This window comes from Kribbella flavida DSM 17836, assembly GCF_000024345.1.
In the GTDB taxonomy this organism is placed as follows: domain Bacteria; phylum Actinomycetota; class Actinomycetes; order Propionibacteriales; family Kribbellaceae; genus Kribbella; species Kribbella flavida.
In genome coordinates this window covers 434,500-455,127 of the sequence record NC_013729.1, presented here as the reverse complement: position 1 = coordinate 455,127, position 20,628 = coordinate 434,500, and the positions used below count along the sequence as shown (strand labels likewise).

Annotated in this window: 21 protein-coding genes and 1 tRNA gene; 13 read left to right on the top strand and 9 right to left on the bottom strand. The window is 70.4% G+C overall.

Translation table 11 applies throughout. The annotated features are described in order from the left end of the window. The first annotated feature begins 178 nt into the window (after window positions 1-178). A complete protein-coding gene (locus KFLA_RS02225; protein ID WP_012918124.1) occupies window positions 179-2,587 on the top strand; it encodes a penicillin-binding protein in 2,409 nt (802 codons plus the stop codon). A 108-nt stretch (window positions 2,588-2,695) separates the two neighbouring features. On the opposite strand, the gene KFLA_RS02220 is transcribed toward KFLA_RS02225, so the two are convergent. Next, window positions 2,696-3,163: a GatB/YqeY domain-containing protein gene (locus KFLA_RS02220; protein ID WP_012918123.1), complete on the bottom strand. Its 468-nt coding sequence runs from the start codon at window positions 3,161-3,163 to the stop codon at window positions 2,696-2,698. A 26-nt stretch (window positions 3,164-3,189) separates the two neighbouring features. On the opposite strand from KFLA_RS02220, the gene KFLA_RS02215 reads away from it, so the two are divergent. The 8 genes from KFLA_RS02215 to KFLA_RS02180 all read left to right on the top strand — a co-directional run bounded on the left by KFLA_RS02215 (window position 3,190) and on the right by KFLA_RS02180 (window position 8,800). Continuing rightward, window positions 3,190-4,125: a metallophosphoesterase gene (locus KFLA_RS02215; RefSeq protein WP_012918122.1), complete on the top strand. Its 936-nt coding sequence runs from the start codon at window positions 3,190-3,192 to the stop codon at window positions 4,123-4,125. Between the two features lie 46 nt (window positions 4,126-4,171). Next, a tRNA-Pro gene (locus KFLA_RS02210) sits at window positions 4,172-4,245 on the top strand. Between the two features lie 78 nt (window positions 4,246-4,323). Continuing rightward, window positions 4,324-4,962: a lipoyl(octanoyl) transferase LipB gene (gene lipB / locus KFLA_RS02205; RefSeq protein ID WP_012918121.1), complete on the top strand. Its 639-nt coding sequence runs from the start codon at window positions 4,324-4,326 to the stop codon at window positions 4,960-4,962. A 21-nt stretch (window positions 4,963-4,983) separates the two neighbouring features. Then, a complete protein-coding gene (locus KFLA_RS02200; RefSeq protein WP_012918120.1) occupies window positions 4,984-5,478 on the top strand; it encodes a hypothetical protein in 495 nt (164 codons plus the stop codon). Further along, on the top strand, window positions 5,471-6,169 hold the full coding sequence (locus KFLA_RS02195; RefSeq protein ID WP_012918119.1) for a carbohydrate-binding family 9-like protein: 699 nt from the start codon (window positions 5,471-5,473) through the stop codon (window positions 6,167-6,169). Before KFLA_RS02200 ends, KFLA_RS02195 begins: the two co-directional genes overlap by 8 nt. A gap of 34 nt (window positions 6,170-6,203) precedes the next feature. Then, on the top strand, window positions 6,204-7,268 hold the full coding sequence (locus KFLA_RS02190; RefSeq protein ID WP_012918118.1) for a tetratricopeptide repeat protein: 1,065 nt from the start codon (window positions 6,204-6,206) through the stop codon (window positions 7,266-7,268). A gap of 112 nt (window positions 7,269-7,380) precedes the next feature. Beyond that, window positions 7,381-8,169: a CoA transferase subunit A gene (locus KFLA_RS02185; protein ID WP_012918117.1), complete on the top strand. Its 789-nt coding sequence runs from the start codon at window positions 7,381-7,383 to the stop codon at window positions 8,167-8,169. Window position 8,170: 1 nt separating this feature from the next. Next, a complete protein-coding gene (locus KFLA_RS02180; protein ID WP_012918116.1) occupies window positions 8,171-8,800 on the top strand; it encodes a CoA transferase subunit B in 630 nt (209 codons plus the stop codon). On the opposite strand, the gene KFLA_RS02175 is transcribed toward KFLA_RS02180, so the two are convergent. From KFLA_RS02175 to KFLA_RS38615, 3 genes are all read right to left on the bottom strand, one after another. Beyond that, window positions 8,790-10,043 (bottom strand): alpha/beta hydrolase family protein, encoded by a 1,254-nt coding sequence (locus tag KFLA_RS02175; protein ID WP_012918115.1) that lies wholly within the window; start codon window positions 10,041-10,043, stop codon window positions 8,790-8,792. The genes KFLA_RS02180 and KFLA_RS02175 overlap by 11 nt on opposite strands. 94 nt (window positions 10,044-10,137) lie before the next feature. Then, window positions 10,138-10,827, bottom strand: coding sequence for a hypothetical protein (locus KFLA_RS02170; protein ID WP_012918114.1), 690 nt, complete (start codon window positions 10,825-10,827; stop codon window positions 10,138-10,140). Between the two features lie 167 nt (window positions 10,828-10,994). Then, window positions 10,995-11,177, bottom strand: coding sequence for a hypothetical protein (locus tag KFLA_RS38615; RefSeq protein ID WP_237706688.1), 183 nt, complete (start codon window positions 11,175-11,177; stop codon window positions 10,995-10,997). Between the two features lie 137 nt (window positions 11,178-11,314). On the opposite strand from KFLA_RS38615, the gene KFLA_RS38610 reads away from it, so the two are divergent. Then, the gene (locus KFLA_RS38610) at window positions 11,315-11,671 is read left to right on the top strand and encodes a PfkB family carbohydrate kinase (protein ID WP_049797244.1); all 357 of its coding nucleotides are present in this window, start codon (window positions 11,315-11,317) and stop codon (window positions 11,669-11,671) included. A 7-nt stretch (window positions 11,672-11,678) separates the two neighbouring features. Here the strand turns inward: KFLA_RS38610 and KFLA_RS02160 are convergent, their stop codons facing one another. The 4 genes from KFLA_RS02160 to KFLA_RS02145 are packed head-to-tail and all read right to left on the bottom strand — an operon-like array spanning window position 11,679 to window position 15,009. Then, the gene (locus KFLA_RS02160; RefSeq protein WP_012918113.1) at window positions 11,679-12,668 is read right to left on the bottom strand and encodes an aldo/keto reductase; all 990 of its coding nucleotides are present in this window, start codon (window positions 12,666-12,668) and stop codon (window positions 11,679-11,681) included. 6 nt (window positions 12,669-12,674) lie between these two features. After that, entirely contained in the window at window positions 12,675-13,559 is an 885-nt protein-coding gene (locus tag KFLA_RS02155) for a MurR/RpiR family transcriptional regulator (RefSeq protein ID WP_012918112.1), read from the bottom strand. A gap of 39 nt (window positions 13,560-13,598) precedes the next feature. After that, on the bottom strand, window positions 13,599-14,291 hold the full coding sequence (locus tag KFLA_RS02150) for an SDR family NAD(P)-dependent oxidoreductase (RefSeq protein ID WP_012918111.1): 693 nt from the start codon (window positions 14,289-14,291) through the stop codon (window positions 13,599-13,601). 34 nt (window positions 14,292-14,325) lie between these two features. Beyond that, window positions 14,326-15,009, bottom strand: coding sequence for an NUDIX hydrolase (locus KFLA_RS02145; protein ID WP_041289105.1), 684 nt, complete (start codon window positions 15,007-15,009; stop codon window positions 14,326-14,328). Window positions 15,010-15,120: 111 nt separating this feature from the next. Here KFLA_RS02145 and KFLA_RS02140 point away from each other — a divergent pair, with 111 nt between their 5' ends. The 3 genes from KFLA_RS02140 (at window position 15,121) to KFLA_RS02130 (ending at window position 19,183) form a co-directional block, all read left to right on the top strand. Continuing rightward, the gene (locus tag KFLA_RS02140) at window positions 15,121-16,116 is read left to right on the top strand and encodes an SPFH domain-containing protein (protein WP_012918109.1); all 996 of its coding nucleotides are present in this window, start codon (window positions 15,121-15,123) and stop codon (window positions 16,114-16,116) included. After that, window positions 16,113-16,988: an NAD(+)/NADH kinase gene (locus tag KFLA_RS02135; protein ID WP_012918108.1), complete on the top strand. Its 876-nt coding sequence runs from the start codon at window positions 16,113-16,115 to the stop codon at window positions 16,986-16,988. Before KFLA_RS02140 ends, KFLA_RS02135 begins: the two co-directional genes overlap by 4 nt. 254 nt (window positions 16,989-17,242) lie before the next feature. Continuing rightward, window positions 17,243-19,183, top strand: a complete 1,941-nt coding sequence (locus KFLA_RS02130) for a CocE/NonD family hydrolase (RefSeq protein WP_012918107.1) — start codon at window positions 17,243-17,245, stop codon at window positions 19,181-19,183. Between the two features lie 91 nt (window positions 19,184-19,274). On the opposite strand, the gene KFLA_RS38605 is transcribed toward KFLA_RS02130, so the two are convergent. Continuing rightward, window positions 19,275-20,402, bottom strand: a complete 1,128-nt coding sequence (locus KFLA_RS38605; RefSeq protein WP_049797506.1) for a trypsin-like serine protease — start codon at window positions 20,400-20,402, stop codon at window positions 19,275-19,277. Window positions 20,403-20,628: the final 226 nt, after the last annotated feature.

Below are 20,628 nucleotides of genomic sequence, written 5' to 3'. Positions count from 1 at the left end.
CCGGTGGGTCCGCCGGCCGTCCTCCTTTCGGATGATTTTCGCCGGCCGGGTGCCCGGCGGACCGGCGTACGCGGGACCCGGGGACCGTTCCTGACGCCGCTGAACACGTTTCGGTTGGCGTGATGTAGATCACTTTCGGCCCTCCGGCGTGCCGCTCCGATCACGTAGGCTTTGCCCCATGCGCGTGAGGGAGAAAAACGATCGAGGCGTCGTCCAGTCGGTGGTGCTGTTCCTCGGGGTGAGCGCGTTGTCCGGCGCCCTGGCGGCCGGGCTCGCAATCCCCTTCGTCGGGCTGGCCGACTACAGCACGGACAAAACCCACGAGACCCTGCAGGACCTGCCGCAGGAGCTGAAGACCGCTCCGCTCGCGGTGAAAAGCAAGATCGTCGCCGCCGACGGCACCCTGATCGCGAACCTCTTCGAGCAGAACCGCAACCTGGTCAGGCTCGACCAGATCAACCCGATCATGCGCAAGGCGATCATCGCCATCGAGGACGACCGGTTCTACGAGCACGGCGCGATGGACGCGAAGGGCACGCTGCGCGCGATGCTGCGCAACCAGAGCGAGGGCTCGGTGCAGCAGGGCGGTTCGAGCATCACCCAGCAGTACGTGAAGCTGAGCCTGATCGCGAAGGCGAAGACGCCGGAGGAGTACCAGCGGGCGACCGCCTCGACGTACCAGCGCAAGATCGCCGAGCTGCGCTACGCGGTCGCGGTGGAGAAGCAGTTCTCCAAGGACGAGATCCTGGAGAAGTACCTGAACCTGGCGAACTTCGGCGACGGCGCGTACGGCGTCGAGGCCGCGGCCCGGCACTACTTCTCGACGACCGCCGCGAAGCTCACCCTGCCGCAGGCCGCGCTGCTCGCCGGTCTGGTGAAGAACCCCAGAGGCTACGACCCGACCAACAACGCCGCGCGGGCCAAGGACCGCCGTGACCTGGTCCTGCGCCGGATGCAGGAACTGAGCATCATCACCGCCAAGCAGGCCAACGACGCGATCCGCACCCCGGTCTACGACCCGAAGAAGGTCCAGCGGGTCCCGAACGGCTGCGCCGCCTCGAAGTACCCGTTCTACTGCGAGTACGTCGTCTCCAAGCTGCTGGACAACCCGGCCTTGGGCAAGGACGAGAAGGCTCGCGCGCACTACATCAAGACCGCCGGCATCACCGTCAAGACCTCCTTGGACCTCAAGGCCCAGCGCGCGGCCGAGGCGGCGATCAAGGAGCGGACCAAGCGGTCCGACACCGCGGTCGCGGCGGTCACGATGGTGCAGCCCGGCACCGGTCTGGTGAAGGCGATGGCCCAGAGCCGGCCGTACGGGCAGGACAAGAGCAAGCGGGAGACGTCGTACAACTACAACGTCGAGAAGACCTACGCGGGAGGCTACGGCGGCTTCCAGATCGGGTCGACGATGAAGGCGTTCACGATCGCCGCGGCGATCCAGAAGGGCATCCCGCTGAACTACCGGATCAACTCGCCGGCCCAGATGTCCATGGGACATCTCAAGTTCACCACCTGCACCGGGACCACCCGCGACCCCAAGTACAACCCGAGGAACTCGACGGCGGCCAAGGGCGACCTGACGATGATCCAGGCCGCGCAGGCGTCGACCAACACCTACTTCCTGCAACTGTCCCAGCGCGTCGGCCTGTGCTCGATCGCCACCCTGGCCGCCAAGCTCGGCCTGAGGGACGCGCAGAACGGGCAGCCGCTGCAGCAGGTCATCTCGATGACGCTGGGCATCGACAACGTCAGCCCGTTGATGCTGAGCAACGCGTACGCGACGTTCGCCGCGCGCGGCAAGTACTGCAAGCCGCTCGTCGTCACCTCGATCACCAGCCTCGGCGGCAAGCCGATCAGCACGCCGGGCGTGGAGTGCAACCAGGCGCTGGAGCCCTCGGTCGCCGACGGTGTGAACCGGGTGCTGCACGAGGTGATGGAGCCGCCCGGCACCGGTCAGGCCCTGAAGTTCGGCAACAGCGACCTGGCCGGCAAGACCGGAACGATCCAGTTCAACAAGGCCGTCTGGTACGCCGGTTACTCGTCGCGGCTGGCGGCGGCCGCCGTCGTCGCCGACGCCGACCTGCCGTACACGGACCTGATGCGCGGCCACACGCTGGACGGCGAGGACATTCGGGACGCGAGCGGTTCCGGCACCGCCGGACCGATCTGGAAGATCGCGATGCAGAAGGCACTGGCCGGCACCCCGCCGACGCGCTTCGCGGCTCCCACCGACAAGACCGTGCGCGGTGACGTCAAGGATCTCCCGTTCGTGAACGGGATGAACGTTCAGGACGCCACCAACCGGCTGCAGCAGGCCGGCTTCCAGGTCACCGTGTCTCCCGAGCAGGTCAGGTCCACCGAGGCCGCCGGCACCGTCGCCTACACTTCTCCGCGCCAGCGCGACGGCGCCCCCGAGGGTTCGATGGTCACCCTGCACATCTCCAGGGGCAACGGCGAGCAGCCGCCCGTTCCCCCGAACAGTCCCGCTCCGCCGAACCCCCCGACCACGGGCGCTCCCCCGAGCATCCCCCAGTGCCCACCCTGGCACCCGAAGTACCCGAACTGCGGCGGCCCGCGCCGATAGTCGGCAAGCCGACAGAGGCGCTCCCGGTCGAACCGGGAGCGCCTCTCTCGTTTGCGGTTGTGGCGGCTGCCGACCAGGACGAACTCCTACCGAAGGCCGCCAGGGCGGTCAGGCGCCGAGTTGGCGTTTGACCTCGGTGGAGACGGCGCCGCCGTCGGCCTTGCCCTTGACCTTGGGCTGGAGCGCGCCCATCACCTTGCCGATGCCGCGCGGGCCGAGCTCGGCGGCGCCGGTGGCGGCGATGGTTTCGGTGACCAGGGCGGCGATCTGCTCGGCGGTGAGCTGCTCCGGCAGGTACTCGGCCAGGATGTCCGCCTCGGCCTGTTCCTTGTCGGCCAGCTCGGTACGGCCGGCCTCGCGGTACGCGGTGACGGACTCGCGGCGCTTCTTCGCCTCGGAGGTGAGCACGTCGAGCACCTCGGCGTCGGACAGCTCGCGGGCCTCCTTGCCGGCCACCTCCGCCTTGGTCACGGCCGTCAGCGCCATCCGCAGGGTCGACTTGCGGATCTCGTCGCGGGCCTTGAGGGCGGCGGTCATGTCGTCGTGCAGGCGCTGCTTCAGCTCGGAGTTGGACATGCCCACGATTGTGGCAGGCTGGAGCAATGAGTTTCCGCGGGCTGGCCACGACGACCCTGAAGACCGCGGGCGTGCTCGGTGCCGTCGGCGCCGCCTGCGTCGGGTACGCGGCGGCGATCGAGGCGCGCTGGTTCACCCTGCGCCGGTTCACCGTGCCGGTGCTGCCGCCGGGCGCGGACCCGCTGAGGGTGCTGCACGTCTCCGACCTGCACCTGATGCCGAGCCAGGAGAAAAAGATCCGCTGGGTCAACGAGCTGGCCGAGCTGGAGCCCGACCTGGTGGTCAACACCGGCGACAACATCTCCTCGCCGCACTCGGTGCTGCCGCTGCTGCGGGCGTACGGCGCGCTGCTCGACCTGCCCGGCGTGTTCGTGTTCGGCTCCAACGACTACTGGAAGCCGCACTTCAAGAACCCGGTGAACTACCTGCTGCCGCCGCAGAAGCAGCGGCACAAGCCGCACGGCCCGGACCTGCCGTTCGACGAGATGCGCGCTTCGTTCACCGACGCCGGCTGGACCGACCTGAACAACGCGAAGGCCACCCTCAAGGTCAACGGCCTGCGGCTGGACTTCGCCGGCACCGACGACCCACACATCAAGCGCGACCGGTACGCCGAGGTGGCCGGCGAGGTGGACCCGGCGGCCGACCTGTCGATCGGCGTCACGCACGCGCCGTACCAGCGGGTGCTGAACGCGTTCGTCGCCGACGGGTACCCGCTGATCCTGGCCGGGCACACGCACGGCGGGCAGCTCGCGGTGCCGCTGTACGGCGCGCTGGTGACCAACTGCGACCTGGACACCTCGCGGGTCAAAGGGCTCAGCACCTGGGGCCACGACGGGCGCCAGGCAGCGCTGCACGTGTCGGCCGGACTGGGCACCTCGCCGTACGCGCCGGTGCGCTTCGCGTGCCGTCCGGAGGCGACCCTGCTCACCCTCGTGCCCCGGATCCGGGCCTCCGAATAACCCGATTTCGTCCCAGCCGGGACCGCATGTAAGCTGACTCCGGCTTCGGGCTGTGGCGCAGTTTGGTAGCGCGCGTCGTTCGGGACGACGAGGTCGCAGGTTCAAATCCTGTCAGCCCGACAGAAGAGGGCGGTGACTCACCAGTCACCGCCCTCAGTCATGCCTGCCGCCCCTGAACGTCCGGCCTAAGCTGGGCGAGTGAGCGCGTTGCAGCGGGTCGACCTGGGCGAGGTCGAGTACGAGGTCGCCGCCAAGGACATGACGACCTGGGTGGAGCAGCGGATCGAGGGCAGCGCCGGGGATCGGTTGTTCCTGCTCAGTCATCCGCCGGTGATCACCTACGGGCCGCGGACGTCGCTCGCCGACCTGCCGGCCGAGACCGCGGCGATCCCGTCCGTGGCCGTCGACCGGGGCGGGTTCGCGACGTACCACGGGCCCGGCCAACTGGTCGGCTACCTGGTCATCGACCTGAACCAGCGTGGCCCGGTCGACATCGTCCGCTGGGTCGAGAACGGGCTGATCGCGGGCCTGGGCGAGCTCGGCTTCCCGCTGGTTCGCCGGGAGACGCCGCGCGGCGCGAGCAGCCTGGTCGGGGTCTGGACCGAGGACCACCGCAAGCTCTGCTCGATCGGCATGCGGATCCGCCGCGGCGTCACCAGCCACGGTTTCTCGATCAACGTCGACCCGGCGATGCACGTCTTTCACACGTTCACCACCTGCGGGCTGCACGACGTCACGATGGTGTCGCTGGCCGAGCTCGCCGCCGAGCGCGGGCTGCCAGCGCCCCCCGACGCCGCGGTCCGGGACGCGGTTGCCACCGCGCTCGGCGCCACCTGATCCAGCCGGTAGCCTGCGCGCATGGGCGACGCGGACGACGAGGTCACCCGCCCGATGCCGGCGGATCCCGAGGAGATGCTCGAGCAAGCCGACGAGGCCGCGGCGGAGCGGGCCGACGAGGGCCGGTTCGACGCGCCGCCGCTGCCGCCGCTGCTGGTGCTGGCCGTGGTCGGGCTGCTGGCCGGGTTCGTGACGATCGGCATGGTCTGGCTGAGCGAGCGCGGCTGTGAGCAGTTCCGCGACACCTCGAACTGCGGCGCCTGGGGCTTTCCGCTGCTCGTGCTGACCGTCGTGGTCACCATCGTGCTCGGCTCGCTGACGCTCAGCCGGCTCGCGATGCCGCATCCCCGGCTGGTCGCGTTCCTCGGCGTAACCTTCATGCTGCTGGTCGTACTGGCGTTCCTGTCGGACCACCTGTTCACCACCTGGACCCTGCTGGTCGTCCCGGCCCTGACAGCGGTTACGTTCCTGCTGGCCCATCTGATCGCCGGACTGCTGGAGCGCGCCGATGCCTGATCTGCCCCGCTACAAGGCCCACCGCACCACCACGCCACCGCCGATCGACGGCACCCTGACTCATCCCGCCTGGGCCGACGTGGCCTGGACGAGCGACTTCGTCGACATCCGCGGCGACCGGCCGGCGCCGCCGCTGCGGACCCGGGCCAAGCTGCTGTACGACGACGAGTACCTGTACCTCGGCGCGCAGCTGGAGGAGCCGCACGTCTGGTCGACGATGGCCGAGCGCAACACGCTGCTGTTCGAGGAGAACAACTTCGAGCTGTTCCTCGACCCGGACGGCGACCGGCAGAACTACTACGAGTTCGAGATCAACCCGCTCGGCACGATCTGGGAGCTCACCCTGCCCAAGCCGTACGCCGACGGCGGCGTCGCAGTGGACCCGACGAACCTGCCCGGCCTGCGGACCGCCGTGCACGTCGACGGGACGCTGAACGACCCCGCCGACACCGACGCCGGCTGGACGGTCGAGGCGGCGTTCCCGTGGGCGGAGCTGGCCCAGTTCAACCAGGGTGTCGCCCCGCCGCGGCCGGGTGACGAGTGGCGGATGAACCTGATGCGGGTCGAGTGGTCGCACGACGTCGTCGACAGCGCCTACCGCAAGACCGAGCAGCAGGACTTCTGGGTCTGGGCCCCGCAGTACGCCGTCGACATGCACCGGCCGGAGCACTGGGGTGTACTGGAGTTCTGACCCCGCGTGAGCCGGTGAACCCGGCGGGGTGACAATGAGTGATGTGGAGTTCCGGGGCGGAGGCTACGACGAGGACCTGTCGTACCTGATCCACCTGGTCGACGACCCGGAGCTGCGCGGCGCCGACCCGTTGCGACTGGCACCCAGCGCCGACCAGGGCCCCGGCGGCGCGTCCGGCACCAGGTCGGCGGCCGAGGGCGACCAGGTCGTCGCGGCGATCGAGCGGGCCTGCGAGAGCGACCCTCGGATGGCGCTGCGGCTGGTCGCCGGGCTGTCGAGCTACTGGTGGTCCCGCGGGCTGCAGGACGAGGCTTCAGCAGCGGCTGAGCGCGTGCTGGCCATGCTGGGGCGTACGGTGCCGCCCGGTCTGGAGGAGGAGTACTTGCTGGCCGTCCTGCACGGCGCCTCGTCGGCCGAGCAGGAGCAGCTGGAGCTGGCACAACAGGTCGTGCTGAGTGCGGTCGGGCCGTTCAAGCATCCGGTGACCGTGCTGCTCTGGGCGCTGGTGTTCGGGCCGTTCGAGTCGAGCGCGACGGTGTCTACGGTCCTGGCCCGGCACGAGCGGGACGGTGACGCCTGGACGCGCGCTGCGGTCGAGCTGTGCAAGGGGTACCCCGGGCTGATCGACATCGCGCCGGGCGACGCGGAGCAGTCGCTGCGGATCGCGCTGGCCCGGTTCCGGATGCTGGAAGACCGGTGGGCAATGTTCCTCGCACTCACGGCGTTGCGGCAGATCACCAGCGACCTGATGCCGGTGCTCGACGAAGCTGTCGAGCTTGCCGACGAGCTGGGACTGGAGGAGGAGGCCGGGCTGCTGCTGTGTCAGCGTGCCGACCTCCGGCTGCGCGAGGGCGAACTGGACGCCGCGCGGCGCGACTACGGGCAGGCGCTGGACGTCGGCGAACGGTCCGACCTGCTGGAGACCGTCGCCGCGGCGCGGATCGGGCTGGCCCGGGTGGCGCGCCACGCGGGCGACCTGGCCTGCGCCCGGGAACACCTCAGCGCCGTACTGACGGGATGTCCGGAGGAGCTGGACGACGCCCGGGAAGAGGCTTTGCACGAGCTCGGCGTACTGCGCGCCGCCGAGGCGAGCGCCTAGGGCGTGTTGTGGTCGCGGCCACAGCGGGCAGCTCTCGCCGGATTCCGGGCGGCTGGTTAGAGTCGGGGGACCGTCCCCTGACCGGGCCCCAGATCTGCAACGGAGCAGCCTGATGGACAAGACGTACGACTCGCCGCAGGCCGCGGTCGACGACATCGGCGACGGCGCGAGCCTCGCGGTCGGCGGCTTCGGGCTGTGCGGCAACCCGATGCAGCTGATCAGCGCGTTGCACGCCAAGGGGGTGACCGGGCTGCGCGTGGTGTCGAACAACTGCGGCGTCGACGACTGGGGCCTCGGCATCCTGCTGGCCGACCAGCGGATCGCCAAGATGACCTCGTCGTACGTCGGGGAGAACAAGGAGTTCGCCCGGCAGTTCCTGTCCGGCGAGCTGGAGGTCGAGCTGACGCCGCAGGGCACGCTGGCCGAGAAACTGCGGGCCGGCGGCTGCGGGATCGCCGCGTTCTTCACCCCGGCCGGGGTCGGCACCCAGGTCGCCGAGGGCGGTCTGCCGCAGAAGTACAACACCGACGGCTCGGTCGCCAAGGCCTCGGAGCCGAAGGAGACCCGGGAGATCAACGGGACGACGTACGTGCTGGAGGAGTCGATCACCACCGACTTCGGCCTGGTGCACGCGCTCAAGGGCGACACCCACGGCAACCTGGTCTTCGACCGGTCGGCGCGCAACTTCAACCCGCTGGCCGCGATGGCCGGCCGGATCACCATCGCCCAGGTCGAGCAGCTGGTCCAGCCCGGTGAGCTGGACCCGGACCAGATCCACCTGCCCGGCGTCTACGTCCAGCGCGTGGTTGCCGTCGGCAAGGACATCGAGAAGCGGATCGAGAAGCGTACGGTGCAACCCCGCGAGGCCTACCAGGCCCAGCGCGAGAAGCTGGAGGCCTGAGATGCCGCTGACCCGTGAGCAGATGGCCGCCCGGGCCGCCGCCGAGCTGGAGGACGGCTCGTACGTGAACCTCGGCATCGGCCTGCCGACGCTGGTGCCGAACTACATTCCCGCCGGCGTCACCGTCGTGCTACAGAGCGAGAACGGCATTCTCGGCGTCGGCCCCTACCCGGTCGAGGGCGAGGAGGACCCGGACCTGATCAACGCCGGCAAGGAGACCGTGACGACGTTGCCGGGGGCGTCGTTCTTCGACTCCGCGCTGTCGTTCGGCATGATCCGCGGCGGCGCCATCGACGCCGCCATCCTGGGCGCGATGCAGGTGTCGGCCACCGGCGACCTGGCGAACTGGATGATTCCCGGCAAGATGGTCAAGGGCATGGGCGGCGCGATGGACCTCGTGCACGGTGCCAAGAAGGTGATCGTGCTGATGGAGCACGTCGCCAAGGACGGTTCGCACAAGATCGTCGAAGAGTGCGACCTGCCGTACACCGGCCGTGGCGTGGTCAACCGGATCATCACCGACCTGGCCGTGCTCGACGTGACCGACGACGGCCTGCGCCTGGTGGAACTCGCCGAGGGCGTCACCTTCGACGAGCTCCAGAGCAGGACCGGGGCGCCGATCAAGCAATGAACCGGACGTCCGGGTGGCGCGGCGAGTCCCGCCAGCTGCCCGGCCGGCCCCGCAGGTGCTGGTCGAAGAAGCCGGGCAGGTAGGTCCGCAGCGACCGCAGGATGCGCTCGGCGTCGACCGTGCCGACGGTGGTGGCGACCAGTTCCGGCGGCACAGTGAAGAACCGCTGGAACCACGGGATCAGCACCTGGTGGTCGATGAACGTGTAGTGCCCACCCGCCGGCACGTTGAGGTCCCGCTTCCAGCCGGTCGACCGCTCCCAGAACAAGCCCCAGGACGGGTCGGTGCGGTGGGTCTGCGGCCCGCCGTCAGGGCCGGTGCCGCCCGCGCCGACCAGCAGGAACGGCCGGTCGGTGCCGCGCGCCACAGTCGGCGAGTCGCAGGGGCTCGGGTAGCCGTAGCCGAGCGTGCCGTCCAGGTTGATGCCCGCCCGTACCCGGCGGTCGGCCAGCATGACGTCGGCTGAGGTGATGCCACCGGCGGAGTGCCCGAAGGCGCCGACCCTGCTCAGGTCGAGGACCGCGCCCAGCCCGGCCGGCAGGCGGCGTTGTCCGGCGTCCGGGTTGCGGCCGTGGGCGAGGTCGGTGAGCGCGTCGAGAACCCGGCGTACGTCGGTCAGGCGGGTCTGGCGGGCGAGCAGGGCGTACGGTTTCGGCGGCAGCGTTTGCAGGGCGACCCGGCCGCCCGGGAACTCGACGGCCGCGGCCTCGTAGGTGTGGTCGACGGTGACGACGACGTACCCGCGACCGGCCAACTCGGCGACCATGACCGACGCGAGGCCCCGCGGTACGCCGAAGCCCGGCGAGAACAGGATCACCGGGCGCCGGCCCCAGCTCCGGCTGACCGGGGCGAGCAGGCCGGCGTGGTGACGCGCGCCGGCCCAGTCAACGGTGCCGAGGGGCTGCTGGAGCGCGATCGCCGCGCCCTCGGCGTACACCTGGGCGGTCAGCGGCGGGAGGTACGGCGCACGGTCGGCGCCGGCGCGGGCGGCGGGGTACCAGATGCTGATCATCAGCTCGCGCGGGCGCCCGGGCACGAACGGGTCGTCCCGCCCGGCGTCGACGAGGTGCAGCTCGGTGGTCCCGACGGGGAAGGGGCCGGTCGGCCGCGGAAACCGAAGCCGGACCGGGCTACGACTGCCCGCGAGCGCGCCGCCCGTCGCGTTGCGAGCGGAGGCGGTTGCCGGGGCGGCGGGCAGAAGAGTGGCTGCGGTACCGGTGAGGAGGAGGCGTCTGGAAAGCATGGGTCGAGCCTCGCCCGCCGGCCCGCGTCCGGCTTCCCTCGATCGGCAGGCCGGCGCCCTGCCGAAAGTCATGCCGGCGGTGCAGGCCGACCGGTCACTGGGCCGTCAGCCCGTAGTCGCTCAGGACGAAGCGTGGGATGCGGTCGGCGACGCCGTCCAGCACGGGCAGCGCCCGGAGGGTGGTCGGGACGGTCCAGGGGGTGTCGGCGAAGGCGAGGACCAGGTTGCCGTGGATGCAGAGCTCCAGGCCGGGATGGGCGAGCAGCCACTCCATCATCCGGGGATGCATCACGGCGGACACGTACCGGTCGTCGGGCCCGGAGACGTCGTACTGGCGGTTGAAGGCTCCGCTCTCCGCGTCGAAGGTGCGCCGGCCCGGCTCACCGATCGCCTGCCGGCGGACCATCAGGTCCGGCAGCCGGACCGGCAACTCGACCGCCACGAGGTGCCGGACGTACGTCGTCGGGAGGTACCGCGAGCGGACGCTGTAGACGAATTCGGCCATCCGGATCGGGCGTCCCTGATAATCGCCGACCAGCACCCGGCGCACGCTGCCGTCGTGGCCGGACGTCACGCGGCCGGCACTCGCGAGCAAGCCGTCCGCGTCGGTGCCCGGCGTCCAGCCGTACCGCTCGGCGCCGGCCTGGTCGCGCGCGAGCCGCGCTTTCGACCTCTCCAACCACGGTCCGAACAGCTTGAGCAGCAGCCAGCCGAGGAAAGCCATCCAGCCGAAGAACAGCGCGAATCCGAGCAGCACTTCGAGCACCGGCCCCAGCCACTTCACCCGGCCACCTCGCCGTCGCCATCGATCACCCCCGCAAAGTAGCCGACCGGCCGGTCACCGTCCGAGGCGATGACCCGTGCGGGGGGTGAGGATGCGGGATGGAGTTCGACGTGTTCGTCATCGGCGGGGTCGGGATCGACACGATCGTGCGGGTACCGTCACTGCCGTTACCGGAGCGGGAGACGATCCGCGTCGAGCCGGTCGAGTCGTACGTCGGTCACACCGGGCACGGGGTGGTGCTCGGCTGTCACCGGCTTGGGCTGCGCAGCGGGCTGGCCGACGTACTCGGCGACGATCCCGAGGGCGACCGGATCCGGCAGGTGTACGACGAGCTCCGTCTGCCGCTGCATGCCGAGCTCCACCCCAGCGGCACCCGCCGCTCCGTCAACCTCGTCTCGCCCGACGCCCGCCGGCTCTCCCTGTACGACGCCCGCCAGCCGGCCGCAGCAACGACTACCACCGAGACTTCGCCCGGGCCGCGGACCTCGTGTTCGTCTCGGCAGGAGCACTCGGCGACGGCGCGATCGACTGGATCCTCGGCGCAGGCCGGGCCCAGGCCGTCATCGCGATGGCCGGCGCCGACGGCAGCCATGTGTATGCCCGGGGCAACGATCCGCTGCACGTGCCGGCCGCGCGGCTCCCCGAGCGCCCGGTCGTCGACAGCAACGGCGCCGGCGACGCGTACGTCGCCGCCTTCCTCACCTACTGGCTGGAGGGCAGCCCGCTCCCCGAGGCCGCCGCCGCGGCCACCATCGCCGGCACCTGGGCCTGCGGCTCCCCCGGCACCCACACCGACCAGATCACCCGTGCCCGCCTCACGGAGCTCCTGGCCGCGATCACCTAGCGACAGCTCAGCGCGTGGCGTCGCCCAGCCGGTACCGGTAGGTGATCTCGTCGAGCCGCTTCTTGGTGTCGGTGTCCAGCTCGACGTCGAGAGCCCGCAGGTTGTCGTCCAACTGCTCGGGCCTGCTGGCGCCGATGATGGGCGCGGTGACCACCGGGTTCGCCATCACCCAGGACAACGCCGTCGTCACCAGCGGCAGCCCGAGCTCGTCCGCAACCGCACGAAGCTCGTTGACGGTCGCGAAGACGTCGCGGTGCCAGTAGCGGTCGCGGTACATGTCGCGCACCGTGCTGACCGTGAACCGGGTGTCCGCAGTCGGTTCGCCGTCCTGATGCTTGCCACTCAGCATCCCGCCGGCCAGCGGGTTGTACGGGAGCACGGCCAGACCCTCCTCGGCACAGAGCGGCAGCAGTTCGCGCTCGAGCTCGCGGAAGAGCAAGTTGTACCTGGGCTGCACCGAGACGAACTTCGCGACGCGCAGCGTCTCGCTGTGCCCCAGCGCCCGGGCGACCTGGTACGCCTGGAAGTTGGAGCAGCCGACGTAGCGCACCTTGCCGGCCCGCACGAAATCGTCGAGCACGGACAGCGTCTCCTCGATCGGCGTGCCCGGGTCCGGGTGGTGCAGCTGGTAGAGGTCGACGTAGTCGGTCCCCAGCCGTCGCAGCGAATCCTCGAGCGTCTCGGTCAGCTGCTTGCGCGAGCTGCCCTCCTGCCACGGCCGCGGTCCGGTCCGGCTACACCCCTTGGTCGCGACCACGAACTCGTCGCGCCTGCCCTTGAGCCACCGGCCGACGATCACCTCGGTCCGGCCGGCGTACTCGAGCGTGCCGCCCATCGGGTAGACGTCGGCGGTGTCGATGAAGGTGATGCCGGCCTCGGCGGCCCGGTCGAGAATCGCGAACGAGGTCTGCTCGTCGGACTGCAGTCCGAAGGTCATCGTGCCGAGGCACAGCCTGGACACCTGGAGGCCGGTCCGGCCAAGACGTACGTGGTCCATCGAAGATCATCCTTCCTGGGTGGGAGTACGGCGGCCGACCCGGTGCGGCCGGACCGCGGCGGCGGTCCGGGCGACGGCCGCGTCGCTGGCCGGCGAGGTCCGCTGCGCGACGCCGGTGACCAGACAGTCGATCACCAGCAGCTGGGTGTGCCGGCCGGAGAGACTGCCCGAGCGGTACGTCGCCTCGCGGGCGGACGTGGTCAGCAGCAGCCCGGCGACGCTGGTGATCGCCGACCGGGGAAAGTTCGTCACCGCGGCGGTGACGGCACCCGCGTCCCGGGCCGCCGTCAGCGGTTCGATCACCTCGATCGTCTCCCCCGAGTGCGAGATCCCGATCGCGACGTCCTCGGGCCCGAGCAGTGTGGCGCTGGCGAGGGCGTCGTGCACGTCGATCCACAGGTGGCAGGTGATGCCGAGCTGGTGGAGTCGTCGCTGCAGATCGTTCGTGACCGCCGCACTGCCGCTCACGGCGTACAGGTCGACCCGGCGGGCCGTCGTGATGGCGTCGACGAGTTGCTCGGCCACCGCCAGGTCCAGCTGGGAGGCCGTCTCCTGAAGAGCTCGCACGTCGGTGGCGACCAGGTTGGCGAGAACGCTCTGCATCGGATCGTCCGGCCCGATGTCCGCGGCCGCCCCGAGCGTCCAGTCCCGCGAACTGGCCTCGCCCGCCTCGGTCGCCAGCGCGAACCGCAGCTCCTGGTATCCCGCCATCCCCAGCGCCCGGCAGAACCGGGTCACCGTGGTGAGCGAAGTCCGGCTCCGCTCGGCCAACTGCCCGATCGTGCCGCGATGGGTGCCGAGCGGATCGGCCAGCACCTGCTCGGCGACCCGCTGCTCGGCCGGAGTGAGGGTCGGCACCAGGCCCCGGATCCGCGTCTCGATCTCGCCCATCGCCCGCCTTACGTTAGTGATTCACGATTGCTGTTCTAGTTAGTGATTCTCTTTCGCAGTCGTCCGAGTGTCAACCACTTGCTCGAAGTGGAGCGAGCGAATGAAGCAGTCCCGGGGCTGATGGACGGCGAACAGGACGCAGTCGACCACCGACTGCGCCGTCAGTTCCGCGCCGGTTTCCCGGGGGCCGGCCTGCACGAAGTCCGGCGGGAAGAGGGAGATCACCCGAATCCCCTCCGGGCGGAGGCGTGCGGACAGGATCTCGGCGTAGCCGGCCTGGGCGTGCTTGGCGGCGTAGAAGGCCGGGTGAGCGGACGAGCGGTGCCGGCCGGGCTCACCCGCCGCGGAAATCAGGTTCACCACGTCGGCGCGCTTCGATGCTCTGAGCAACGGTAGGAGCCGCTCGGTGAGCAGGACGGTGCCGGTGGCCGCGCCGGCGATCGTGTCGGTGATGTCGGCGGGCGACGCGTCGCCCTCCAGGTAGCGGGCTCCGCTGTTCACCAGAACGTCGAGGCGGTCGAGCTCCAGCGCCGCGATCGACTCCGGTGACGCGAGGTCGAGAACGGCGGCGGTGGCCGATCCGCCGTTGGCACGGATGAGCGCCACCGTCTCCTCGGCGGCGGCCGGCGTTCGGGCTGTCGCGATCACGTGGGCGCCCTGCGCGGCGAAAGCCAGCGCGAGCAGGCGACCCGTGTCGCGGCCGGCGCCGGTGACCAGTACGTGGAAAGTCATGCCGAGCAGAACAACACTTCGAGAGCGGTCGAGGTCAAGCGCGGGTCAGCGGTGGGTGCAGCGTGGTCGCGGCGCCTCGGCGGAAGAGTTGGGCGGGGCGGCCGCCGTCGCGGGTGGTGGTCGCACCGACGGGCTCGACGAAGCCTTCGGTCCGGGTGGCCTTGCGGTGGAAGTTGCGCGGGTCCAGAGCCACGCCCCAGACCGCCTCGTAGACACCGCGCAGTTCGGAGATGGTGAACTCGTCGGCGCAGAACGCGGTGGCCAGCGGTGAGTACTCGAGCTTGGCGCGGGCCCGCTCGACCGCGTCGGCGAGGATCCGGTGGTGGTCGAAGGCGAGCCGGCCGGGGTCGGCCAGCACGTCGGCGACCGGGATCCACGACGCCGACGCCGCGTCCGAGCCGGCGACCGGGACGGGCAGGTCCGGGACCAGGGCCAGGTAGGCGACGCTGATCACCCGGCCGCGCGGATCGCGCCCCGGTTCGCCGTACGTCGCGACCTGTTCGAGGTGGATCCGGTCCGAGTCGACGCCGGTCTCCTCGGCGAGCTCGCGGCGGGCGGTCTGCTCCAGATCCTCGGCCGGGCGGACGAAACCTCCCGGCAGCGCCCAGCGGCCCCGGTGCGGCGCGATGCCCCGCCGGATCAGCAGCACCTCGAAGGAGCCGTCCCGCACGGTCAGGATCACCAGGTCGCAGGCCACGCCCATCGGCTCGAAGTCCATGGTCGAGCAGCTTAATCGTCACCTTGACGAAAAGCCATGACCGGACTTATCGTCAACATGACGACAAGCGAGTATGTGCTGGCCGGATGTCCGGCCGCGAAGGAGACAGCGATGGCAGACATCACCCGGTTCCGGTTCATCAGCCACCTGCGGGCCAACCCGACCACCCACGTCCGGCACCTGCGCAACGGCGAGCTGGCGCACGAAGGGGCCGGCCAGGCGTTCTGGTTCCGGGCGCTGAACTCGGCGCTGAGCGAGGTGCCGATCGACGACCGCGAGCAGCCGCTGCTGTTCCACGGCCGTACGGTCGACTTCCAGGACGTCGTGGTGCAGGCGACGGTGACGTACCGGGTGACCGATCCGGGACTCGCCGCCACCCGGCTCGACTTCGGGATCGACCCGGACACCGGGAGGTGGCGGTCGACGCCGCTGGAGCAGCTCGGCGGTCTGCTCACCGAGCTCGCCCAGCAGACCGCGCTGGACCTGCTGGCCCGGATGACCTTGACCCAGGCACTGTCCGAGGGAATGGCGTCGCTGCGGCAGGCGGTCGGCGGCGGGCTGCGCCAGGACCAGCGGCTGACCGGGCTCGGGATCGGCGTCGAGGACGTCCGGGTGGTCGCCGTCCGGGCCGAGAGCGACGTGGAGCGGGCGCTGCAGACTCCCACCCGGGAGATGGTCCAGCAGGCCGCGGACAAGGCGACGTACGAGCGGCGCGCGATGGCGGTCGAGCGGGAACGGTCGATCGCGGAAAACGAGCTGCAGAACCAGATCGAGCTGGCCCGGCGCGAGGAGCAACTGGTCCTGCAGAAGGGCCAGAACGAACGCCGGCGGGCGACCGAGGCGGCCGCGGCGGGACGGATCGAGACCGAGGCGCAGGCCGGCCGGCGGCGTGCGCTGAGCGAGGCCGAGGCGGACGCCAAGCGGGTCATCGGCGCCGCCGAGGCGTCGGCGGAGAAGGCCCTGCTCGACGCGTACGCCGAGCTGGATCAGGCCACGATCCTCGCCTTGGCGATCAAGCAGGGTGCGCTGCCGGAGATCGGTACCCTCAACCTCACCCCCGACCTGATCACCCCGCTGCTCAGCAAGCTGACGGACGGCCAGGCATGAGTCTGCCTCCGCGGGCGGTGATCGTGCACCGGGCGACCGAGCTGACCGAACTCGTCGCCCGGCACGGGACCCGTCAGCAGGCCGGCTTCTTCCTGAAGACCCGCGGCCGGGACCTGGCCGAGCTGGACGCCCGGCACCAGTTCCAGCAGCAGGCCCTGGCGACGGTCTCGGCGGCGATCCCGCTCGACTGGCGGCGGGCGGTCGCGGAGCGGGCCGACCTGGACCGGTTCGTGTTCGGGCCTGAGGACGTGGTGGTCGCGGTCGGCCAGGACGGCCTGGTCGCGAACGTCGCCAAGTACCTGGACGGTCAGCCGGTGATCGGCGTCAACCCGGAGCCCGATCGTCATCCCGGCGTCCTGGTCCCGCACCCGCCGGCCGCGGTCGCCGGCCTGCTGCGCGAGCGGCACGTCGAGCAGCGCACGATGGTTGCCGCGAGCACCGATGACGGTCAGCGGCTGCTCGCCCTCAACGAGGTGTACGTCGGGCACCGGACGCACCAGTCCGCGCGCTACCGGCTCGCCTCACCGGAAGGGCTGGAGGAACGGCAGTCGTCGTCCGGCCTGCTGGTCGGCACCGGAACAGGTTCCACGGGGTGGTGCCGCTCGGCATGGCAGGAACGCCGCAGCCGCCTCGCGCTGCCTGGTCCGACCGACCCCGCACTGTGCTGGTTCGTCCGCGAGGCCTGGCCCTCTCCCGCCACCGGCACCAGCTGCACCGAGGGCCTGCTCACCGCTACCGACCACCTCACCGTGACCGCCGAGGCCGACCTGGTCGTCTTCGGCGACGGCATCGAGTCCGACTCCCTGACACTCACCTGGGGCCAGCAGTTGCAGATCACCGTCGCCGAGACTCGCCTGAATCTGGTTCGCTGAATCTCCACCACTCACCAACCATCGACGCACCCGAACCCGCCCGCTCAGCTGGAGTACTGGCTGGCCGATCGCGGCAGTTGGTGAGTGGTGGAGGTTCGGCCGAGTCTCCTCGACCACTGCACAGATCGTGACCAGCCAGGTGAGATGCGTGCTGACAACGCTGCCAACTTCTGCCTAAGGTGCGTGCACCACAACGGCCCTGTCGAGGGAGGGCCGGTGTGCTCCACCCACCGCCCACAGGGGAGCAGACACGTATGCGCAGATTTCCATCGAGCAGAGCTGTCCGTACCGGAGTGGCCCTGCTCGCCACCGCGGCGCTGGCGCCGATCGCGTCGCTGACCGCGACCGCCGGCCCGCCCGCCAAGCCCTTCGTCGACGGCACCCGGACCGTCGCCGCCTACGACTACGACAACGCCGTGCACGAACGGGTCGAGGTCGAGGTGCCCGGGGTCGACGGCGACGCCAACGGCGTCAAGGACCGGGTCACCGTCGACATCGTCCGGCCGGGCGAAGCGGCCCAGGCCGGCATCGACGTACCGGTGATCATCCAGGCCTCGCCGTACTACGCCGGCGACCCGAAGAACTACTTCGACGCCGACGGCACCCGGCAGGTGTACGGCAGCTGGCTCGACAACTACTTCGTCCCGCGCGGTTACGCGGTCGCCTTCGTCGACATGCCGGGCACCTTCCGCTCCACTGGCTGCAGTGACGTCGGCGCGGATCTCGAGGTGCTCGGTACCAAGGCCGTGATCGACTGGCTGAACCACCGGGTGCCCGGCCACACCCCGGCCGGCGCGACCGCGAAGGCCGACTGGTCCACCGGCAAGGCCGGCATGATCGGCGTCTCCTGGAACGGCACGATCGCGAACTCGGTCGCCGGCACCGGCGTCCGCGGCTTGCAGACGATCGTGCCGATCGCCGCGATCTCGTCCTGGTACGACTACACCCGTGGCTTCGGCGTACCGTTCTACGACGAGTACATGGGTTTCCTGCACGACTACGTCAGCAACGACGCGTCGCCGCGCTGCGTCCAGCTCACCGACGAGATCGAGCAGGACTCCGACACCCGCACCGGCAGCTACAGCAAGTGGTGGGACCCGAGGAACTACCGGCTCGACGCGAGCAAGGTGAAGGCCAGCGTGTACGTCGTGCACGGCCTCGGCGACGAGAACGTGAAGACCCGGCACTTCGGTGAGTGGTGGGACGAGCTGGCCCAGCGAGGCGTGCCGCGCAAGATCTTCCTGCACCAGGGCGTGCACCTGGACGGCTTCAGCTTCCGCGACGAGTGGGTCAGCAAGCTGCACCCGTGGTTCGACTACTGGCTGCAGGGCCTGCAGAACGACGTCATGTTGACGCCGCAGGCAACCGTCCAGCGCGAGGACGGATCGTTCGTCGACGAGCCGCGCTGGCCGGCGACCGGCGTACGCAGTACCAAGCTGACGCTGAGCAAGCCGCTGAACGCCAAGACCGGCGGACTGTCGATCGCGGCCCCGACGTCGAACCCGGTCAGCTTCACCGGCACCAGCGAGCCGTCGGCCGACTCCGTGGTGCTGGACCCGACCGCGCAACGCACCGACCGGGCGGTGTTCCTCAGCAACGACCTGGAGCGGTCCGTGCGGATGTCCGGCACCGGCAAGGTCACGGTCCGGGTGAAGGTCAACAAGGTTGCCGCCGGCATCAAGGCGCGCCTGGTCGACTACGGCACCGCGACCCGCTACCGCGACGTCACCAACGTGCCGAACACCCGCGTCTGCTGGGGTGACGGCAACACGCTCGACACCGGGTGCTACGCCCGGACGCAGATCAACACCGCGGTCTCGGACGCGTCGATCGCCGTCCGTACGCTCGCGGACATCGGCCACTACAAGTCGCTGAACCGCAAGGAGTCCCTGCAGTCGGGCAAGTGGTACGACCTCACCTTCGAGCTGAACGCCGACGACGTCGTCTTCGCCGCCGGCCACCGCCTCGGCCTGGTGCTCACCGTCGAACCCGACAACCCGTCGGTCCCCTTCACCGGCGCCACCGTCACGCTCGACCCGGCCCGGTCCTCCCTCACCCTCCCGCTGACCAGTACGCCGGACCTGGCGACCGCGGACACCCCGCAGTCCCGGATCCCGGCCGCTTCGCTGGCCCAGCCCGAGCCGGAGTCCGACCCGGAGGCCCTGATGCGCCAGTTCGTCGAGGCCAGCCGCTGACCTGATCCACCCAGCACGGAACCGAGGCCCCGGCGGGCGGATGCCGGGGCCTCGGTGGGTCCTGACCGCGCCGAAGGCACGGACCAGGGGATCAGAGCGACAGCGACCAGGAGTTGACGTAGCCGACGTCCGCCCGGGCCACGTCGCGGACCTGGAGTCGCCAGGTGCCGTTGCGGACCTCGTTGCCGACGGTCGCCGTGTACGTCGTGTTGACGTTGTCGGCGGAGTCGCTGGGGTTCGTGCCCTTCAACCGGTACGACGAACCGTCCGGCGCGAGCAGGTCGATCACCAGGTCACCGCGGAAGGTGTGCACGATGTTGACCGCGACCTGGGCCGAGCTGGTGCTTCCGGTGCAGCCGGTCGCGGTGACCGAGCTGGTGACGGCGGCACCGGCATCCGGGATGTTCACGTTGGTGCCGTTGGTGAACGGGCCGCAGGCCGGCCCTCCCCCACCGCCGAGGTTGGCGGCGGCCGCGGCGATCGCCGCGGCGAAGGTGCTCACCTGCGTGTAGACGCCCGGCGCGCTCGGCCGGGCGCACCCGTCGCCGTGGCTGACGATGCCGACCTGGATCCACGCGTTCGCGTTGTCCCGCCGGAACATCGGCCCGCCGGAGTCACCTTGGCAAGTGTCGACCCCACCGGTCGCCATCCGCCCGGCACACAGCTCGGCCGCGAAGATCAGGTCGCTGTAGTACGGACCGGCGTCCCGGCAGGTCACGTCGTCGACGTACGGCACCTGGGCCTTGAGCAGGTAGCGCTGCTGCGTCCCGCCCTCGGTCGCCGCACCCCAGCCGGCCACCGTGAACGTGCCGGAGTCGTACGCCGTGGTGGTGGCGATCGGCAACGTCGCAACGCCGGCGATCGGGCTGGCCAGTTTGATCAGTGCCCAGTCGCCACCGGTGCTGGTGCCGTAGGTGGGCGAGCGGTGCACGTACGTCGAGCGCACCTTCGTCGCCGACGTGTCCTGCAGGTCGACCACGCCGACGGTGGCGGTGATCGAGGTGTTGTTGCCGGTGGAACCCACGCAGTGCGCGGCGGTCAGCACGAGCTGACTGGTGTACATCGCGCCACCACATCCCATGGACAGCCTCACCATCCACGGGAACTCACCTTGTGCTGCGCGGGTTCCACCGACGACTCGGGGGCCTGGCTCACCGTGGGCGGAGGTGGCGCTGGCACTCGCCGAGTGGGCGGGCACGATGACCAGGGCGGCGGTCATCGCGCACAAGCCGACGGACTTGATCAAACGGGTCAGAAGCATGGGCGGTGCCTCCTCGAAAAACCGCTGCGGTTGCACAGTTTGTACACCCTCCGGTACAGCCGGTGATGGCACGGGAGTGCGAGGGCACCGATGCGCCGGGATCGAGACCCAACCGAAACGGGGTCCGCTGACGCAGCAGCCAACTCGGGCCAGAATTGGAACAGCAGCCCGGCGGCGATCAGGT

Bases quoted from the DNA above. Each gene is read 5' to 3' on its own strand.
- KFLA_RS02225 (WP_012918124.1), top strand. From the start codon at position 179: ATGCGCGTGAGGGAGAAAAACGATCGAGGCGTCGTCCAGTCGGTGGTG.
- KFLA_RS02220 (WP_012918123.1), bottom strand. From the start codon at position 3,163: ATGTCCAACTCCGAGCTGAAGCAGCGCCTGCACGACGACATGACCGCC.
- KFLA_RS02215 (WP_012918122.1), top strand. From the start codon at position 3,190: ATGAGTTTCCGCGGGCTGGCCACGACGACCCTGAAGACCGCGGGCGTG.
- KFLA_RS02200 (WP_012918120.1), top strand. From the start codon at position 4,984: ATGGGCGACGCGGACGACGAGGTCACCCGCCCGATGCCGGCGGATCCC.
- KFLA_RS02195 (WP_012918119.1), top strand. From the start codon at position 5,471: ATGCCTGATCTGCCCCGCTACAAGGCCCACCGCACCACCACGCCACCG.
- KFLA_RS02190 (WP_012918118.1), top strand. From the start codon at position 6,204: ATGAGTGATGTGGAGTTCCGGGGCGGAGGCTACGACGAGGACCTGTCG.
- KFLA_RS02185 (WP_012918117.1), top strand. From the start codon at position 7,381: ATGGACAAGACGTACGACTCGCCGCAGGCCGCGGTCGACGACATCGGC.
- KFLA_RS02180 (WP_012918116.1), top strand. From the start codon at position 8,171: ATGCCGCTGACCCGTGAGCAGATGGCCGCCCGGGCCGCCGCCGAGCTG.
- KFLA_RS02175 (WP_012918115.1), bottom strand. From the start codon at position 10,043: ATGCTTTCCAGACGCCTCCTCCTCACCGGTACCGCAGCCACTCTTCTG.
- KFLA_RS38615 (WP_237706688.1), bottom strand. From the start codon at position 11,177: ATGCAGCGGCAGACGGAGCTCGTCGTACACCTGCCGGATCCGGTCGCC.
- KFLA_RS02160 (WP_012918113.1), bottom strand. From the start codon at position 12,668: ATGGACCACGTACGTCTTGGCCGGACCGGCCTCCAGGTGTCCAGGCTG.
- KFLA_RS02155 (WP_012918112.1), bottom strand. From the start codon at position 13,559: ATGGGCGAGATCGAGACGCGGATCCGGGGCCTGGTGCCGACCCTCACT.
- KFLA_RS02150 (WP_012918111.1), bottom strand. From the start codon at position 14,291: ATGACTTTCCACGTACTGGTCACCGGCGCCGGCCGCGACACGGGTCGC.
- KFLA_RS02145 (WP_041289105.1), bottom strand. From the start codon at position 15,009: ATGGACTTCGAGCCGATGGGCGTGGCCTGCGACCTGGTGATCCTGACC.
- KFLA_RS02140 (WP_012918109.1), top strand. From the start codon at position 15,121: ATGGCAGACATCACCCGGTTCCGGTTCATCAGCCACCTGCGGGCCAAC.
- KFLA_RS02135 (WP_012918108.1), top strand. From the start codon at position 16,113: ATGAGTCTGCCTCCGCGGGCGGTGATCGTGCACCGGGCGACCGAGCTG.
- KFLA_RS02130 (WP_012918107.1), top strand. From the start codon at position 17,243: ATGCGCAGATTTCCATCGAGCAGAGCTGTCCGTACCGGAGTGGCCCTG.
- KFLA_RS38605 (WP_049797506.1), bottom strand. From the start codon at position 20,402: ATGACCGCCGCCCTGGTCATCGTGCCCGCCCACTCGGCGAGTGCCAGC.